Origin of the sequence: Bacteroides sp. ET336, assembly GCF_024733815.1 — a bacterium.
Taxonomy (GTDB): Bacteria; Bacteroidota; Bacteroidia; order Bacteroidales; family Bacteroidaceae; genus Phocaeicola; species Phocaeicola cellulolyticus.
The window spans coordinates 1-19,519 of record NZ_JANRHK010000033.1; the positions used below are offsets into that span (position 1 = coordinate 1).

The window sequence follows — 19,519 nt, forward strand, 5'->3', positions numbered from 1 at the left end:
GCTTTCTTGGCTGTTGCAGTTTTTGTAGCACGTTTGGCAGTAGAAGTTGTCTTCTTGGCAGGTGCCTTTTCTTCTTTTGCCAGTTTCTTTTCAGCGTCAGCTAATTTCTTTTTAAGTTTTGTAACCTCATCATTCAGCTGTACCAATTCTGCACCCTGATTCTTGATAGTAGTAAGCAAAGAGCCAAGTTCTTCGTTCTCCATATCAACAGGATAAAGTGAATTGACACGTTTGATGAAATCGCCAAGGATATTCATATAGTTAGTGAAAGCGTCAAAAGGAGAATCATAGATTCCACGGTTAAACGCTACTCCACTATCCTTAGTTGTCATGAAGCGGAAATTATTGCTGGCCTGCAGATAATCCCAATCCTGCTTGATTCTCTTGTCCTGACACAAGTAAACTCTTTCTGCCACGCTGTACAACTTATTGAACGCTTCACGCTGCATTACGTTACCCAACCATGGACTGATGTCTCTTTCCTCGTCAACCCAAGACATTGGATAAGGAACATCCATAGCATCTACAGATTTCAGTTTTGACACAATTTCTGTAGGAGTAGAGAAAGTTATACCTTTCTGTTTAGCACAGATAGGAAGAGCCTTTATAAAGTCGAGGATATTCGAAGACAATGGCTGGAAATATCCAAGAGCAGACAATTCCATAAATATATTTATCACCTGCTCGCTTTCAGGCATAGAATCAATCCAGCCGATATATTTATCTGCAAACAGAGGATATTCGCTCCATTCGCTGTTAGAGAAACGAAGACTTATATCATCAGAAAGCTTGAAGTCTCTCATCAAAAGCTTCAAATTAGGATTCTCTACGCAATGATACAGGTAGTGAGGACTCTTCCATCCAAGAACATGTTTAGCTCCTTCTATAAGCATTCCCTTAAATCCCATATTGGCTACCATACCGCCAATCTCGTTGTCGTAAATCAAGCTTGAGTTACGGAATACTTTTGGTTCCTTGCCGAAATAGTCCTTGATTTTCTTGCGCATACGGGTAACTTCTTCTTTGAAGCAGTCTTCATTAGCCAATGAAGAAAGTCCGTGAGAATAAGGTTCGCACAAGAATTCACAACATCCAGTATTATTTAATTCATGCAACAATTCTATTACAGACGGTGCATAGATTTCCAATTGTTCAAGGGCAACGCCAGAAATGGAAAGAGCTACTTTAAATGCTCCTTCATTTTCTTTTGCCATCTGTATAAGGGTATTCAAAGCCGGAATGTAAGAGCGTTCAGCTATTTCGTTAATACCCTGTTCGTTGGCAAAATCATCATAATAATAATGATCTGAGCCTATTTCAAAGAAACGGTAACGTTTCAAATGTATTATTTGATGAATCTCAAAATATAAACAGATTGTTTTCATATCAACTTAAGACTAATATTTTACTTATTATAATTTCTCAGAACATCTTCATACAAAGAACGAACTTTCAGACCAACTTTTTCCCAAGTGATTCCGTCAACTTCGGCCTTTCCTTCTTTCTGAAGATACTCAAACAGCGATTGATTTGTACATATTGAATATATGGCATCTGCCATAGCATGGATATCCCAATAGTCTGTCTTGATAACTTTACTTAGGATTTCTCCACAACCTGACTGCTTGGAAATAATAGAAGGTGTTCCACACTGCATAGCTTCCAATGGAGCAATACCGAAAGGTTCGGAAACTGAAGGCATAACAAAAACATCACTGTTCTTATAAACCTCATATACCTGTTTACCTTTCATAAATCCAGGGAAGTGGAAACGATCAGCAATACCTCGTTCTGCAACCAGATTAATCATGGCATTCAGCATATCTCCGGAACCTGCCATCACGAAACGGATGTTACGTGTACGTTTCAACACCATAGCTGCTGCTTCAACAAAATATTCCGGTCCCTTCTGCATTGTGATACGTCCAAGGAAAGTAACAATCTTTTCTTTAGAGTGATCCGGACGTGGTATATCCTGATATTCCTGCGACAATGGATAAACTGCATTATGTACGGCAAATACCTTTCTAGGATCCTGATGATACTCATTAATAACAGTACGACGAGTCAGCTCGGATACACACATGATACAGTCGGCATAATCCATACCGTTCTTTTCAATTGAATAGACAGTAGGATTGACTTTTCCGCGGGAACGGTCGAAATCTGTAGCATGAACATGAATACAGAGAGGCTTTCCGCTAACCATTTTTGCATGAACACCAGCCGGGTAAGTCAACCAGTCGTGAGCATGAATAATATCGAATTGTTGCTGTCTTGCAACAACACCTGCAATAATTGAGAAATTATTTATTTCGTCATGCAAATTTCCAGGATATCCGCCTGCAAACTCCATACATCCCAGATCGTTGACATTCATGTATGAGAAATCAGCATATATCTTATCGCGGTAGGCATAATATTCCTCAGGCGTCATTTTTGCATGCAGACGAGATTTAAGATAATCGTAATCCACATCACGCCATACTATAGGCACTTGGTTCATGCCAACTATTTTCAGGAATCCTTCCTCATCGCCAGTCGGTTTAGGCATACAAAACACTGTTTCTACATCGCCTTGTAAACTTAGCCCCTTGGTTATACCATAGGAAGCGACAGCAAGACCGCCGTATATTTTTGGAGGAAATTCCCAACCAAACATTAAAACTTTCATAAAACTCCTCCTTCTTTATTGATTCTCAAATTTATCCAACAAATACAAGCCACGAAGAATTTCCGCAACATTCATTGCAAATGATACTGCTCCCCTACCTTTGAAAGGTGGATTACCGTCAAACAACTCCGGAAGTGTTCCCAGACAGTGACATGTCATTTCATCCTCATAGCTAACAAACTGTCTCCACAAGAAAGAGATAGCGCTTCTCTTATAAATCTTCAGATAAGCTTCCATGTAGAAACCTTCAAGCCAAGGCCATGCTGTACCCTGATGGTATGCATAGTCTCTCTGCATCTGAGGTCCAACATAGTTAGGATTGTAGCCTCCACTTTTCGGGCTCAAAGAACGAAGACCTTTAGGAGTAAGCAATTCTTTTGTAACAATATCTATTACACCCTTTTTCTGTTTTGCGTCAAGTGGAGAATAATCGAATGCTGCCGCGAAAATCATGTTAGGACGAACACTCCAATCCATCATATCACCATCCACGAAATCCAACAGATAGCCATATTCATTCAAGAATGTGTCAATAAATGATTTTCCTGTTTTCTCAGCCAAAGATTTCAAACGATAAGAGAAGTCATTGTCACCGACTTCAGCCATAATATCTGCTGTGAAACACAATGCGTTATACCAAAGAGAATTGAATTCTACTATATATCCTGTTCTTCCCACTACAGGACGACCGTTAACAGTTGAGTTCATCCACGTAATAGCATTGTCTCTACCGTTTGCATATACCAATCCGTTATCTCTTACTTCAAGATTAGGATGTCTGCCATCAAGCAAATATGTCATTATATCTTTCAACAGTCCTAGATACTTTTCTTTAGCAGCATCTCTTGAAACCATCTTAGCATATTGCTGTATTGTCCAGACAGCCCATAGAAGAACATCAGGATGATAAATCTCATAAACTTTCAATGTAGATTTCTCGCCATTCATAAATGAATAGATGGCTTTTATGGCTGTCTCCATTATCATCTCAAATTTTGAGACTTCTCCAATGGACAATGTAAGACCTGGCAATGAAACAAACATATCTCTGGCACGGCACTTGAACCAAGGATAACCTGCCAATATATATGATTCACTATCCTGTTTATTCAAGAATTGGTGGGCTGCATTGATAAGACAGTTTTTGAAGTCTTTTCTAGGAGTTCTCTGTTCTGCCTCATCTGCAAACAACTGATTAAGTTTAGATGTATCTACAGAAGAAATACCACCGGAGAATGTAACACTTTCTCCCTTACTGATTTTAAATTCAAAATAGCCAGGAACATAAAGATCTTCATTGAAATCATAGCCACGTTCCTGTTCCTTTGGATATTCTATACCTCTGTACCAATCCGGCAGGAAATGGAATTCGTTTTCCTTACTGAACTGCATATACAATTCAGGATAACCAGGATACATACGTGTCTTGATTCCGTTGTCTATCACATCATATTCCCTACTAGCCTGAGAATTCTCATGAGTGTATTCTCTTACACTTCTGAAAGCCAAATAAGGACGTAATCTTAATATTGTTTCAGAATGTGCATCAACCAAAGTATATCTTATCAGAATACGGTTTTCATGATGAACGAAGACCTTTTCTTTCTTCAAGATAACTCCACCTACACGATACCATGTTGTTGGAACTTTTTCACACTCATATTCACGGATATATTTATGACCGCGCGGACTAAAATTATCTCCATGATACTTATGGAGTCCCAGGTTAAATTCAGCACCATGCTGTATTACTGTCTCATCCATTGCCGACAACAGTACATGGTTTTCGTCATCCAATTCAGGAACAGGAATAACTAACAGTCCATGATACTTGCGAGTATTACAATCTACTATTGTAGAACAATGGTAAGCCCCGGAACGATTTGTACGAAGAATCTCACGCGGTAAAGATTCTTCCAAATTCGTCATAAGAGTTTTATCAAAACGTAAATAACTCATAGATGTTATATTAAGGTTATTAAATAGTTCAATAAATATGTTATAAATCTCACCCCAAAATTAGTAATTAAAAAATCAAATCAAAACGTAAAACACGTTTTTTTTCAAAAATAGTTACTTTTTTCCAGCAAATAAAAAATCATTACTGAAATACTTGTTATAAATATGTTAACGGGCATATTTATTGCAAGTTTTACTATAAAAAAAATCCCGGATTAACCGGGATTTTATCGTGTTTTATATTTTAATCTATTATATCGAAACCGCAATACGGAACCAACGCTTTTGGTATTCTAATACCCTCAGGAGTTTGATTGTTTTCCAACAAGGCTGCAACGATTCTTGGTAAAGCTAGAGCCGAGCCATTCAATGTATGGCAAAGTTCAGTCTTCTTGTCTGCATTTCTAAATCTACATTTCAAGCGGTTTGCCTGATAAGTATCAAAATTAGATACAGAACTTACTTCCAACCATCTCTGCTGCGCTTCTGAATATACTTCGAAGTCATAACATATTGCAGCTGTAAAGCTCATATCACCACCGCAGAGACGAAGTATTCTATATGGAAGTTCCAACTTTTTTAACAATCCTTCTACGTGATCCAACATTTCCTGATGAGACTGTTTTGAATGTTCAGGTTTGTCTATTCTTACCAACTCTACTTTAGAGAATTCATGCAAACGGTTCAAACCACGAACGTCCTTACCGTATGAACCAGCTTCGCGACGGAAACATTGAGTATATGCACAATTCTTGATAGGCAACTGTTTTTCATCAAGGATTACATCTCTGTAGATATTTGTAACAGGAACTTCAGCTGTAGGTATCAGATACAAATCATCAAGATTGCAATGATACATCTGACCTTCTTTATCTGGCAACTGACCTGTACCATAACCAGAAGCAGCATTTACAACTGTAGGAGGCATGATTTCTTCATATCCTGAAGCGCGTGCTTCATCAAGGAAGAAGTTAATAAGGGCTCTCTGCAATCTGGCACCCTTTCCTTTATAAACAGGGAAACCAGCACCTGTAATCTTTACGCCTAGATCGAAATCTATCAAATCATACTTCTTGGCAAGTTCCCAATGTGGCAACGCATTCTTTGGAAGCTCAGTTTCCATACCACCATGCTTTACAACCACATTATCTTCTGCACATGAACCTTCTGGCACTTCATCGTAAGGAACATTAGGAATAGTATATAATATTTCCTGCATTTCTTCAGATGCCTTATCCATTTCAGCTTGCAATGTCTTGCTTGCTTCCTTGAACTCGGCAACCTTATTCTTTGCAGCTTCAGCTTCTTCTTTCTTGCCTTCTTTCATCAGCATTCCAATACTCTTTGAAAGAGAATTTACCTCAGCAAGATTTCTATCCAATTGATTCTGAGCGTTACGTCTTCTATCGTTGCATTCCAAAACTTTTGCTATCGCTTCTTTTGCATTTGCAAAGTGTTTCTTTTCAAGTCCACGAATTACCTTATCGGTATCTTCTGTAATTTGTTTAATAGTGAGCATATTATTTTTCTTTTATAATCGTTCCAAATAAAAAGATATGCAAAGATATATTTTTTTTATCAATTAAACAGATAGAGAAAACTTTTTAATCAGAAAACAGGCAAAGTATATACTAATCCTAAAGAAATGCGTTGCTGATTATAGCTATTTGCTCCATACTTTCTTGCAATATCAGTCAGATGAGTGTTTTTGTGAAGCAAATGGAGATATACAATCAGTTCACTGTCGGACATAGGATAATACTCAGCACAGAACTGTACATTCCATGTTCTTCTGTAGTTGCCTGCCTGAAATTCTTCTGACGACTTATAAACATTACCAAGTTCGTATGCTCCTTTTATATATAGATTAAGATGAGGAGAAACCCTATAATCCAAATTGGCAATGGTTGTAAAATATTCTACATTTTTTGCCGTAATTACATTGTTTCCATCAACATCATATGACGATGTTATTAGACCTTTGGAATCAAGTCCTTCACGTGAATACATAAAATCAATATAACCTAAGAAAGGCTTTTTATCCCATACATTACCACATGTAAAATAAAATATGTTCTTACCTTTTGCCAATTGACCATATGACAATGAATATCGCAACTGCATAGCTCTGTCAACAAAATATCCATCCCAATTTACGGTTCCCAGCATAGGTATTTTAGAATCCTCCACATCATCCGGCAAAGAATACATAAACTGGTCATTTATTGTTGAATTCCTGTTGTTGGTAAGCTGGAAATTCATAACCTGATTTTCATTTATATTATATGCCATATTCAATCCCACCTGGTAGGCTGGTATCGTATTATTAAAGTCGGAATAATGTCTCACTTTAATAGCATTAACCCAACATTCATATCCACTGAACTGTACAGGCTGTTTTCCGGCAGTCAATCCCCATTTGTCATTCAACTGCCATCCTACCATTGCCAATTCAACAGAGCCGGCAAGATTATCCAACGGAATATTCGGATTGGTGTACTTATTAAAAGATTGTCTGAAATGATAAGAAAATTTGTCTCTGAATGCTCCTAAAACCTCAAGTCGTACCCTATGTACCTTAAAGGCCATATTATCAAAGTCTCCATTATTAAATGAAGCATCTGCAGCAGTACAAAACTGAATATTCATGTCCGCCCAGTCAATATCACGCTTGCCGTCAGTAATACGTTGAAGCATTGTTTTTTCATCCGCAGGAACTAATGACAAATCCTGAGCACTAACACTAAAACCATTAAAGAATAAAATAAAAACTAAAGCTAAAACAAAAACCATCTTTGAGAATAACACTTTATATATAATTATCAATTATAACTATTTAACAATGTAACTATAATAAAAGTTCATTACTAAATGCATTATAATCAACGTGGAATGATAAGAGTGAGGGCTTCAGGCAATACTGTCACTTCAAACGGATAATATTTTTCTGTCCACAATCTACCATCAATACTGACTTCGGCATTTCTGGCACGTAACACTTTTACAGACTTCGTTCTATATGACTTAACCGTTTTATGATTTAATATTCTTCCCTGCTGAAGCATCCACAGTCCGGAAATCAACTCCCTTAACTGCGGCCTATATATCACTGACACATCAAGCCATCCGTTATAAGGAACAGCACTTGGAGTAAGTCCATAGCCTCTGCAACTGCCTATTCCGACAGCCATTATTCTTCCTCTGATATGTTCGTTGTTAAGTTTCAAATGCATTCTGTGCAGTTTGCGCTCGAAAGCGACCAAAACCAATGACGACAAATACGAAATAAAAGGTATTCCCCAAAACCTTTTTGTTTCATTTGTTATCATAACTATCTTGGCTCCAAGTCCCATATACACAGCATTAAGAAAATACCTGCAATTATGCTCATCACCATTATAGAAACTGAAAACTCCAACATCAACCTTTCTCAGACGTCTGTTGATTAACACATCGACAGCTCCTTTAAAATCATCGGAATCAAGCCCCCAATATTTGGCAAAATCGTTTCCTATTCCATTAGGTATTATACCAAAGGCTATTTCATGTTTTTCTTCTATATCCGATTGCATGATTCCGTTTACGGCATCATTTATTGCTCCATCACCTCCCACTACCACAATGGTTTTATATCCATTGTTAGCCAAAGTTCTGGCAAGCCTTTCAACCGAACCAAATCCTTCAGACTGTACATAATCATATTTTACATTCTGACTATCCATGTACTCGCGAATTTTCGCCCATCTTTTCTGCGCTTTTCTGCTTCCCGCTTTAGGATTATATATAATACCCCATCTGTTAGGTTCTACTGCCATAATACTAAAATTTTGATTACACAACAATCGAATAATATTTCCTTAGCTGTCAATAATTATCAGTTTTATTAATGAGATTCAATATTACATCTACCTTACGTTCCAGACTCCATTCTGCATTTATCCAGTTAATAGAGAATCCCCTTCTCTCCATTCCTCTAAACCAAGTCATCTGTCGTTTGGCAAACTGATGTATTGCTATTTCAAGTTGAGAACACATATCCTCATAGCTCAACTTACCTGTGACGTATAAGGTCAGATATTTATACTCCAATCCATAATATATAAGATCATCAGCCGATATACCGGAATTCAACAAGCCCCGAACTTCATCTATCATTCCTTCTTCCAATCTTTGACGAAGGCGCTTTGAAATTTTTTCACGTCTTAATTCCCTATCTATGTCAACACCTATTATTATGCTTTTATAATCAGGAAAAGGTCTCTCATCAACTTTATTATTCAGATAATACTCTTCTATTTCTATCGCCCTAATAGCACGTTTTGCGGTATCGACATCAGTGGAATTGTGCAATTTTTTATATTTTGAAAGGATTTCCGTCAGTTCCTCAAGAGACTTGCATGACAAACTGTCCCTCAACTCTTTATTCTCAGGCACAGGTACAAGTCTGTATCCTTTTAGTACAGACTCTATATACATTCCGGTTCCTCCACATAAAATGGCTTCTTTATTCCTCGATTTTATATTTTTGTACGCATCTAGGAAATCTCTTTGAAATTCAAATACATTATATTTATAACCCGGATCAACAATATCTATCAAATGATAAGGAACATGATAACCGTCAACTACATAATCTTTGAGATCCTTTCCTGTTCCCAAATCCATTCCACGATACACCTGTCTGCTATCTCCACTTATAATTTCGGCATCAATAGCCTTCGCCAAAGATGCAGCCAAAACAGTTTTACCTGAAGCCGTAGGCCCCAATATGGTTATAAAATCATATCCCATAAAAATATTTCATCTAACGTATAACTATTATATTTACAAAGATAGTTTTTTTTAGTAAATATCAGTACAACAGTATTAAATGATTTATTAATATGCAAAATAAATTATATTATTTATAAAACGAATAAAGCCGCCTTGAAAAACAAGACGGCTTTAAATATATGGTTTTGTTACTGATTAGCAGTTTACAGAAGCCATGTGAGCGATCAAATCCAATACTTTGTTAGAGTAACCGATTTCGTTGTCATACCAAGAAACAACTTTAACGAAAGTATCAGTCAAAGCGATACCAGCTTTAGCATCGAAGATTGAAGTGTGAGTGTCACCCAAGAAGTCAGAAGAAACAACTGCATCTTCAGTGTAACCAAGGATACCCTTCAATTCACCTTCAGAAGCTTCCTTCATTGCAGCGCAGATTTCGTCATATTTAGCTGGTTTAGCCAAGTTAACTGTCAAGTCAACTACAGATACGTCCAAAGTAGGAACACGCATTGACATACCAGTCAATTTACCGTTCAATTCAGGGATAACTTTACCTACAGCTTTAGCAGCACCAGTTGAAGAAGGGATGATGTTACCAGAAGCAGCACGACCACCTCTCCAGTCTTTCATAGAAGGACCGTCAACTGTTTTCTGAGTAGCAGTTGTAGAGTGAACTGTAGTCATCAAACCGTCAGTGATTCCCCATTTGTCGTTCAAAACCTTAGCGATAGGAGCCAAGCAGTTAGTAGTACAAGAAGCGTTAGAAACGAACTGAGTACCTTTAACATATGTTTTTTCGTTTACACCGCAAACGAACATTGGAGTATCGTCTTTAGAAGGAGCTGACATAACTACATATTTAGCACCAGCTTCGATGTGAGCCTGAGCTTTTTCTTTAGTCAAGAACAAACCAGTAGATTCTACTACGTATTCAGCACCTACTTCGTTCCATGCCAATTCTTTAGGATCTTTGCAAGCTGTTACACGGATTTCATTGCCATTAACAATCAACTTGCTGTTTTCAACGTCAGCAACGATAGTACCGTCGAACTGTCCGTGCATTGTATCATATTTCAACATGTAAGCCAAGTAATCTACTGGACACAAGTCGTTAATACCTACGATCTGGATATCGTTTCTCTTCTGAGCTGCACGGAATACGAAACGGCCGATACGACCGAAACCGTTAATACCTACTTTAATCATTTTGTTTAAATTTTTAATGGTTTTATAATAAAGTTTGAAAACTGTTCGATATAATCAATCATATCATTCGATATAATTAATCTCAAGTTTTACGATGCAAAAGTAATGATTTCTTTTAAATCTCAATACTCGCACTATTCTTTTTTCGTAAAAAAAACACTTATTCGATAAACTTCCAAGCACTTTATTTTATATATATTACATATAACACAGTTTTTGCTATCTGTACTATACAAAATAGAACTTTTATAAAGCACGATTATTTTTTTATCTCATTCCCCTAGCCTTGTATATACGTTCTTTTGCATTATTGATATCCTGGAATTTTTCTTCTGCAGCTTTTCTTATGTCTTCTCCTAAAGTTGCCACCCTATCCGGATGATGCTTAAGAGCCATTTTCTTATAAGCCGCACGCACTTCTTCATCTGTTGCATCCGGAGAAATTTCCAGAACCTTGTATGCTTCGTCCAAAGACTTGCCCCTCATGTTTAACATGGACTCAACTTCCTGCTGTGACATTCCCATTGCCAGGGCAACTTCCTTGAGTGCATCTATTTCTTCTTTACATACATTTCCGTCGCTCTGGGCTATCTGAGTTAAGAAGCGTAACAACTGAAGACGTTCCTCATACGACATGTTTGACGCAATCTGCGCCCCACATTCATGAATAGTGTTTTTAAAAGCCATTGGATTTGACTTATCCATCTGCTTTCTCTGTTCAAACAAGTTCAGAAGTATCTGTTCACCTTCAGAAACGGCAATCTCACCGAAATTATTCCTTAGGAACTGTCTCACAAATTCCATTTCGCTATGCATTATTCTTCCATCGGCACGTATTATATATGATGCCATAACAAGCATAGAAAACAGGAAGCTGTTTCTCTGTCCAGCATATTCATTCTGGCTGTCTGAGCCTTCTATAGTATTTTCATTTGCATTATCAAATAATGATCCGATGGCAAAACCTGCCAAAGCGCCCAAAGGACCCATGGTAACAAAACCCATAAGGCCACCTATCCATTTTCCATATCCCATATTATTCTATATTTTTACATTACGTGACAAAGTTATAAAAAAACTTCATATCCACAATAACATAAAAAAGCTGCCCCAATCAGATTGAGACAGCTTTCAGTCTAAATATTATATTTATATATTAAGCTGTGATAGCAGAACCCATCAAGAATGTAGCAGCAAGTGCAACGATAGCATACAATTCTGGGAATACGGCAAGAATCAATGTATTACCAAACACATTGTGTCCCTGACCAATAGCTGCTATACCATTAGCACAAACCTGTCCCTGACGGATTGCAGAGAAAAGGGCAACCAATCCAAGACCAATACCAGAACCAAGCACTGCACAAGCCTGAAGAGTAGTGATTTCAGGAGTAAGTACTCCGAAGATATTCTGGAACATAAAGTAGCCAGCAAAACCATAAAGTCCCTGAGTACCTGGAAGCGCTGTCAACACAAGGAAGTTACCAAAAGCACTGTCATTCTTTTTAAGTGCTCCGATAGAAGCATTACCAGCAATTGTTACTCCGTATGCACTACCGATACCAGACAAACCAACCATAACAGCTATGCCAATATAGGCAATCAAAAAATTCATTTCCATAATTCTAAAGTTTTTTATTATTATTTTTTCAGTTTATATACACGAAATACATTTTATTTTTTTAATGGAGAGTATTCCTTTCCTCCACCTTCATAACCTGAGTTCTTGAAAAACTCAACGAAAGTCAAACGCATAGGGTGAACCATTGCACCAAGAACATTCATAAAGATATTGATTGAATGTCCGATGACAAATATAAGCACCATAACTATAGGGCCTGCTATTATATTGTCAGGACTCATACCTGCTGCAAGACTATTGAATACGCTTGCCAAAATACCTCCTGACAATCCCAATGCAAACAGACGAACATATGACAATATATCACCTAACAATCCGGTTGCCATATTATAACTGTCCCAAAGTCCAAGACCGATATTTACGAAAACATTCTTACCTGGACTATTGTAAAGATAAGCCATAAGTAATCCTGCTATCACAAACACCATGTGTACTGTTCCACCCATTTCCATTGCACCGGCAAATGCTATTGCAGAACTAAGAATGACAAATATCCATCCTATTGTTCCCACAGCATACTTAAATCCGAGCTGTATAGTCTGGTTAACAGCTTTCAGCATCATTCCGAAGATTATCTGAACTCCACCCAGGATAAGAGACAGATTAAACATCTGCTGATTATCCAGTGAAATAGCTTCCTTCATCTTCTGCAGGAAAGGCACCTGGATATCATAAATATTAAATCCGAAACATGTTCCTGTAAGCAGACCGCATACCATTGTAGAAGCTCCAAGGATTTGCACCAATGTAAGTATTGGTTTCATGCCCGAACTTATATTCTTAGCCATCAGCCTATATATAGTAACTGCCAACACCATAAACGCACCGTATCCTGTATCTCCAAGACACAAGCCGAAAAACAGCATGAAGAAAGGTGCAAAGAACGGAGTAAGGTCAAGTTCATTATATTTAGGCAACATATACAGCCTTATGATAGGTTCGAACAACCGTGAGAACTTATCGTTTTTAAACAATATAGGCACATTATCTTCAGGTGCAGGGTTGGAAATCTCATAATAAGCTCCTTGATTATCCATGAAAGACTTAACATCTTCAGTTTTAACTTCAGGAACCCAACCTTCCAATAATACGAGTTTATTGTCGGCCAAGGAATCTCCGGTCAATACAACCTTTGAGAATTCTATTTCAGAATAGACCTTCCTTTGAGCTACTTCAAGGTCAGCAATAGATGTTCTTGCCAAATCCTTGATGCTTTCATCCACTTTGTTTATATCTTTTTCAAGATTCTCAACAGAAGTCTTCAAGCCACTCAAAGATTTATCCGGCAATTTTGCATATTCCACCTCAAGTTCAGGAACATCTTTTTCTGATGTTATAGTTACAAAATAAACTTTCGAACCTATTTTGTTTATAACTGTTGCATTATATGCCTGAATCCATTCATCTTTGAATTGTTTTTCAGAGCATATATAGAAATTCACTACATAACCGGCATTCCCAAGACGTTCTATATTACCAGAGTCGAAATCTCCCCATGGTTCTAACGAAACAATTTCCTTTTCAAGCGCCTGTTTCTTGTGAACCAGCTGTTGCTGATCAGCCTGCAGTTCAGACAATACTTCAAGGGTTTTTTCTCCTTTAGCAGCATCACCTTCATGCTTATCTGCCACAACATTCATTCCCTGAAGGTATTTTATCGCAGCAGCATATTTTGCAGCCAATCGGATACGATCCTGAAGTTCCTGATTTTCTGCCGCTCCCTGTGATTTCGTAAAAATATGAACAACACCAAGTTCACGCAGTTTTTCCAGAAACTGTTCGTACTCCTTATAATATATAAGGAAAGTCAGCTTTTTCATTTTAGCAATCATTCCTCAGCCTCCTTTCTCTTTTCCTGGATAGATTTCAGAATCTTCTGTGATGACTTCGACAGATTTTCCTCATCTTCCATGAAACGTTTAATTTTTCTCAATGCGTCCTGATATCCAGGGATCTGTACTTTTTCAAACAGGTTTACCTTTTGAGTAGTTTTTTTACGCGCATGTTCCAGCAAGCCCAATTTGGCGAGTGTAAATTCTCTCTCAATGGCAGTTTGCGCCAAAGTCTTCAATATATGAAGTCCGTCAGCATACCATTTAGGAGCAGAGAACATACTGAATTTACGGATATCGAAGTCCACCTCTTCAAGTAGCGGAACCCTGACACCTGCAATCTTTCTAACGCCCAAATGAACATCCTTCACTTTTATCAATGAAGCATCAAATTCATTCCAGAGTGCGAACATGGCTTCATACGCCTGAATCTGACTTTCAAGACGTTCCTCCAGTTCCACAGCTTCAGTTTTGCAACGTTTCACCTCAAGTCGCAACGCACTTTCCTTATTCTTTATTATAGGAAGCGTACGAACTCGAACCTTCAGTTGCTTTTCCAACTGCTGTAGCGAGGTTTTGTTATATTGAAATTTAATAGCCATTTCTCTGTTTTTTATTGAATTTGATTACTTCTTCCAATACTGATCAACAAATTCCTTCTTAATATTAACCTCTTCAGGCTTGAAATACTTGCTGAACAATCCCCAAGTAACATCAAGCATTTCTGTTGTATTGAGGTTGACGTCAATAGCAAGAAGCTGATTTGCATAATCCTTAGCGAAAGCCAATGTACGTTCGTCGTAGTTTGTAAGGTCAAAACCGTTTTCCATTTTTGTCTTGGCATTTGCTGCATCGGCATACAGACGTACGGCAGCGTTCATAACCTGCGGATGGTCTTTACGTGTTTTCTTACCGCTAACCAACTGTTTCAAACGTGAAAGTGAACGGAAAGGATCGACAATAACCTTCCCTATATCGCTATCACGACGCAGGAACAACTGTCCTTCTGTGATATAACCAGTATTATCAGGTACTGCATGAGTGATATCTCCACCAGAAAGTGTAGTCACCGCGATAATGGTTATAGAACCACCGCTAGGGAACTGTACAGCCTTTTCGTAAATTTTGGCAAGGTCTGAGTACAAAGAACCTGGCATAGAGTCCTTCGAAGGAATCTGATCCATACGGTTTGACACGATTGCCAATGCGTCGGCATACGAAGTCATATCTGTAAGCAGAACCAAAACTTTCTGATTATGCTCTACTGCAAAATATTCCGCAGCTGTCAATGCCATATCAGGAATAAGCAATCGTTCTACAGGAGGGTTCTCGGTAGTATTTACGAAACTGATGATACGGTCCAACGCACCAGCGTTAGAGAACACATTCTTGAAGTAAAGGTAGTCATCATTAGTCATACCCATACCGCCAAGGATAATTTTATCTGTCTCGGCACGAAGAGCCACATTAGCCATCACCTGGTTAAACGGCTGGTCCGGATCGGCAAAGAACGGAATCTTCTGTCCTGACACCAATGTATTGTTCAAGTCAATACCCGCAATACCTGTAGCAATAAGTTCAGATGGCTGTTTACGGCGTACCGGGTTAACAGAAGGGCCACCGATTTCCACTTCTACACCCTCAACCTCAGGACCGCCATCAATAGGATCACCGAACGCATTGAAGAAACGTCCCGCCAACTGTTCGCTAACCTTCAGTGTAGGCGATTTTCCTAAGAAAACCACTTCTGCATTTGTCGGAATACCTTCAGTACCCTCAAACACCTGCAGCGTAACATCATCTCCGGCAATCTTTACAACCTGTGCAAGTTTGCCGTTAACCATAGCCAGTTCGTCATACCCCACTCCTTTAGCTTTCAGTGAGCAGGTAGCTTTAGTTATCTGGCCTATTTTGGTATATATTTTTTGAAATGCTTTTGTTGCCATTTTATGATTCTTAGTTAATGAAATAAATTATTCAGCACGTCTTTCGGCAATAAGCTCCTGTAACTGTTTTCCAAATTCCACATATTCAGCAGATTTATATTTGGAATAGTTCATTTGCTTGCAGATATTAATCATCTTCTTGAAGTATTCCATAACCTCTACAAAGTTATCGAATTTGAATTCTGTATGGCAAACATCTATTACCATATTTACAATTTCCTCCTGGCGTTCCATAGGAGTAACAGAATCCACTTCATCGAATGCATCCTGCTGAAGAATTACAAAGTCAATAAGTTCAGACTTCCAGAAGATAACATGATATTCTACAGGCACACCATCATCACCAAGGATATTGATCTGTTCTGCGATTTCCTTACCTCTCAGCAGTCTGGTCTTCAATTCATTGACCTTTCCTATCCATTCTCCGTTAATACGTTCTGCAATATAATTCTCGAATTCCGGATATTCCAGATATTTTGAATAAGAATCAATAGGATTAACAGCAGGATAACGTTTACGGTCGGCACGTTCCTGTTCCAACGCATAGAAACAGCGTGCAACTTTCTTAGTATTCTCTGTCACAGGTTCCTTCAGGTTACCTCCGGCAGGTGATACAGTACCGATAAATGTGATAGAACCAGTAGCACCGTTATTCAGATAAACATAACCTGCACGTCCGTAGAAGTTTGAGATAATAGCCGAAATATCCATAGGGAATGCGTCAGGTCCAGGCAATTCTTCCATACGGTTAGACATTTCACGCAGTGCCTGAGCCCAACGAGAAGTAGAGTCTGCCATAAGAAGTACCTTAAGTCCCTGTGCACGATAGAACTCAGCCATAGTCATAGCTGTATATACAGAAGCTTCACGTGCAGCCACAGGCATGTTTGATGTATTAGCAACAATAATAGTACGTTCCATCAATTTTCTGCCGGTATGCGGGTCAACTAGTTCAGGGAATTCAGTAAAGATTTCCACAACCTCGTTTGCACGTTCACCACAGGCTGCAATGATAACGATATCAGCCTCAGCCTGCTTTGAAATGGCATGCTGCAACACTGTCTTACCAGTACCGAAAGGCCCAGGGATAAATCCTGTACCACCTTCCACTATAGGATTCACAGTATCAATAACACGTACTCCTGTTTCAAGCAAACGGAATGGACGTGGTTTTTCCTTGTAATTTGTCATAGCCTTCTTTACAGGCCATTTCTGAATCATATTTACTGGAATATCATTTCCTTCCTTATCAGTAAGAACTGCTACAGTATCTTCTATTGTATATTCACCCTCCGAAACTATAGATTTTACTTTATATGTTCCTGTCAACTGGAAAGGAACCATGATTTTCAATGGTTGATGGTTTTCCTCTACTTCTCCAAGCCAAGCCGAAGGTCCAACTTCATCTCCAGCCTTAACAATTGGTTTGAAAAGCCATTTAGCTTCTTTGTCCAAAGGATAAGTATATTGTCCGCGTTTCAGGAAAACGCCATCCATCTTATCTAGGTCATTCTGTAAGCCATCATAGTTTTTCGACAGCATACCAGGTCCTAAAGTTACCTCAAGCATATGGCCGGTAAATTCAGCTTCAGCACCAACCTTCAATCCACGTGTACTTTCGAATACCTGTACATAAACATTGGTTCCTACCACTTTAATAACCTCGGCCATAAGACGGTCACCACCTGTAGAAATGTAACAGATTTCATTCTGTGCCACCGGACCATCTACAGTTAGAGTCACCATATTGGCAATAACTCCAATAACACTACCTTTTGTTGCCATTTTATTATATTTAAACTAATTTCTAAACTCCTCAGGTATCTGAACATCATCCTTCAAAGCCTTGATCATAGCTCTGAATAATTCATTACCTTTATCTTTATCCAATGATATCCATCTTTCTATCATTTCAAGCTGTAATAAAAAGACAAATAAACGTTCTACAGTGAAATAATTAAAAAAAGACTCAGTTTCCAGCCAATCCCATTTCAGTTGGTCTGTTTTCTTTTCCCTTTCTACCAAATCATCTATTTCAGCTATCCTCTGAATATTTTCCAAATATGTCAAAGTTTCTCCCAATCCAAAATCTCTGGCATTGGATACACGCAAAAGCTCACACACTTCTGTATCACCAACTATGGCCGAAGCTACATCCAACTTATATTTACGTGCGGAAATTGCAGTTTGGATATTATTCAGATTAAGATTAAACTCAAACCATGAAGAAACAAATCTATTCCTACTTTTCATTGCATAGGAATAATATTCAGATGCCAATATATCACCGGCTCTATACTCATCTTCTGGAGAAAGAGTCAAATATTCAGAAATGAATTTGCCAAAATAAGATGGGAACTTTTTATCGGGAATATCTCCCTCTTTTACTGTATCTATCAATGTAAGAAGTTCCTCAGTACTAAAAATTCCAGATGTACTTACAGTGTATTCCTTGTCTTTCAATAGATGTAAAAGGTTATCATTATCAAATTTAAGATAAAACAGATCTATTACTTTTTTATCTTTATCCGACAAATCAGGGTATATTTCCGACTTAAAACTATCAACCGTATAACTCAGCTTGCCATCTTCCAATGATATATCAGGCAATCCGGCTACTAGATAATAATAAGCATCCATAATCCTATTTTAAAACAACATTTGTACTAGCTGTGGACGTAAGAAATCCTTAAAGTAGTTTTCAAACTCTTCCTCACCAAAATTAACCTTATATGAACCGTCAGCAGGAGAAATTGTAAAAAGAACTTTCGAACCATTTACATTTTCTATCTTAACTCCCTTATCAAGCAGATCCTTAGCATTTTTTGAAAAATACTTCTTTAAGTTCTCTGCATCAGCCACTGATATAACAACAGGTTCATTTTCCACCCATTGTTTGGCCAGATTTACAATAAACATGTTAAGATAATCCTTTTCTGCTGTGAAATTTTTCACTGCTTCAGATACTGTTTGGTTAGTAAGCAGATTAGTCACTTCAGTTTTCAAAGCATTTAATGCCTGACCGGCAAAGAGTTTTAATTCCGACTTTGTGTTTTCCTTTAGTTCCTCAGCCGATTTTTTAGCCATACTAATAATCTCATCAGCCTGCTTCTGGGCTTCTTCAATCATCTTCTCAGCTTTTTTCTGAGCCTCACTGATAAGTCGCTGTGCTTCTTCGTTTCCTTTTTCCACACCTTCGCGATATATCTTATCGGTAAGTTCTTGAATTTTATTTTCCATAATTATATTAGTAAATAAATTGTTTTTATTTATAACCAAGGTATAAATAAGATTTCTAAGGTCAGAATCTTATTTCGCTGCTCAAATATAAGAAATAAGGATGAAGAAAACGAATTTAAAATCGATGATTTTATACAAGATTATCAATATTAAACATTAGATTAACATCAGGTCTGTAAATACATTACATAATAGTGTATAAACGCAAAAAATCCCCGAAGTATCTCTACCTCGAGGATCTCTCTTA

The 19,519-nt window shown here is 37.9% G+C and carries 16 protein-coding genes; all 16 read right to left on the minus strand.

Going from position 1 to position 19,519, the window contains the following annotated elements; translation table 11 throughout:
- Nucleotides 1-1,385 (minus strand): glycoside hydrolase family 57 protein (locus tag NW213_RS16260; RefSeq protein WP_258323421.1); only part of this gene is annotated, 1,385 nt, incomplete at its 3' end.
- A gap of 20 nt (nucleotides 1,386-1,405) precedes the next feature.
- Nucleotides 1,406-2,674 (minus strand): glycosyltransferase family 4 protein, encoded by a 1,269-nt coding sequence (locus NW213_RS16265; RefSeq protein ID WP_204393049.1) that lies wholly within the window; start codon nucleotides 2,672-2,674, stop codon nucleotides 1,406-1,408.
- A gap of 15 nt (nucleotides 2,675-2,689) precedes the next feature.
- On the minus strand, nucleotides 2,690-4,633 hold the full coding sequence (locus NW213_RS16270) for a glycogen debranching enzyme N-terminal domain-containing protein (protein WP_154044773.1): 1,944 nt from the start codon (nucleotides 4,631-4,633) through the stop codon (nucleotides 2,690-2,692).
- Between the two features lie 244 nt (nucleotides 4,634-4,877).
- Nucleotides 4,878-6,152 carry a serine--tRNA ligase gene (gene serS / locus NW213_RS16275; RefSeq protein ID WP_154044772.1) on the minus strand — a complete coding sequence of 425 codons (1,275 nt, stop codon included), beginning with the start codon at nucleotides 6,150-6,152 and terminating at the stop codon, nucleotides 4,878-4,880.
- Nucleotides 6,153-6,241: 89 nt separating this feature from the next.
- The gene (locus tag NW213_RS16280) at nucleotides 6,242-7,330 is read right to left on the minus strand and encodes an OprO/OprP family phosphate-selective porin (RefSeq protein ID WP_258323422.1); all 1,089 of its coding nucleotides are present in this window, start codon (nucleotides 7,328-7,330) and stop codon (nucleotides 6,242-6,244) included.
- 185 nt (nucleotides 7,331-7,515) lie between these two features.
- Nucleotides 7,516-8,448 (minus strand): diacylglycerol kinase family protein, encoded by a 933-nt coding sequence (locus NW213_RS16285; RefSeq protein WP_204393043.1) that lies wholly within the window; start codon nucleotides 8,446-8,448, stop codon nucleotides 7,516-7,518.
- 49 nt (nucleotides 8,449-8,497) lie between these two features.
- Nucleotides 8,498-9,424, minus strand: a complete 927-nt coding sequence (gene miaA / locus NW213_RS16290) for a tRNA (adenosine(37)-N6)-dimethylallyltransferase MiaA (protein WP_258323423.1) — start codon at nucleotides 9,422-9,424, stop codon at nucleotides 8,498-8,500.
- Nucleotides 9,425-9,601: 177 nt separating this feature from the next.
- The gene (gap, locus tag NW213_RS16295; RefSeq protein WP_154044768.1) at nucleotides 9,602-10,612 is read right to left on the minus strand and encodes a type I glyceraldehyde-3-phosphate dehydrogenase; all 1,011 of its coding nucleotides are present in this window, start codon (nucleotides 10,610-10,612) and stop codon (nucleotides 9,602-9,604) included.
- A gap of 267 nt (nucleotides 10,613-10,879) precedes the next feature.
- The gene (locus tag NW213_RS16300) at nucleotides 10,880-11,647 is read right to left on the minus strand and encodes a TerB family tellurite resistance protein (RefSeq protein WP_154044767.1); all 768 of its coding nucleotides are present in this window, start codon (nucleotides 11,645-11,647) and stop codon (nucleotides 10,880-10,882) included.
- A gap of 121 nt (nucleotides 11,648-11,768) precedes the next feature.
- A complete protein-coding gene (locus tag NW213_RS16305) occupies nucleotides 11,769-12,233 on the minus strand; it encodes a V-type ATP synthase subunit K (protein WP_154044766.1) in 465 nt (154 codons plus the stop codon).
- Nucleotides 12,234-12,286: 53 nt separating this feature from the next.
- The gene (locus NW213_RS16310) at nucleotides 12,287-14,086 is read right to left on the minus strand and encodes a V-type ATP synthase subunit I (RefSeq protein WP_258323424.1); all 1,800 of its coding nucleotides are present in this window, start codon (nucleotides 14,084-14,086) and stop codon (nucleotides 12,287-12,289) included.
- Complete coding sequence (locus NW213_RS16315) at nucleotides 14,083-14,688, minus strand: V-type ATP synthase subunit D (RefSeq protein ID WP_154044764.1); 606 nt, start codon at nucleotides 14,686-14,688, stop codon at nucleotides 14,083-14,085. The genes NW213_RS16310 and NW213_RS16315 overlap by 4 nt, the downstream gene beginning before the upstream one ends.
- A 24-nt stretch (nucleotides 14,689-14,712) precedes the next feature.
- On the minus strand, nucleotides 14,713-16,032 hold the full coding sequence (locus NW213_RS16320; RefSeq protein ID WP_154044763.1) for a V-type ATP synthase subunit B: 1,320 nt from the start codon (nucleotides 16,030-16,032) through the stop codon (nucleotides 14,713-14,715).
- A 27-nt stretch (nucleotides 16,033-16,059) separates the two neighbouring features.
- On the minus strand, nucleotides 16,060-17,817 hold the full coding sequence (locus NW213_RS16325; protein WP_204393037.1) for a V-type ATP synthase subunit A: 1,758 nt from the start codon (nucleotides 17,815-17,817) through the stop codon (nucleotides 16,060-16,062).
- A 15-nt stretch (nucleotides 17,818-17,832) separates the two neighbouring features.
- Nucleotides 17,833-18,672, minus strand: coding sequence for a DUF2764 family protein (locus NW213_RS16330; protein ID WP_204393035.1), 840 nt, complete (start codon nucleotides 18,670-18,672; stop codon nucleotides 17,833-17,835).
- A 9-nt stretch (nucleotides 18,673-18,681) separates the two neighbouring features.
- Nucleotides 18,682-19,272: a hypothetical protein gene (locus NW213_RS16335; RefSeq protein ID WP_204393033.1), complete on the minus strand. Its 591-nt coding sequence runs from the start codon at nucleotides 19,270-19,272 to the stop codon at nucleotides 18,682-18,684.
- Nucleotides 19,273-19,519: the final 247 nt, after the last annotated feature.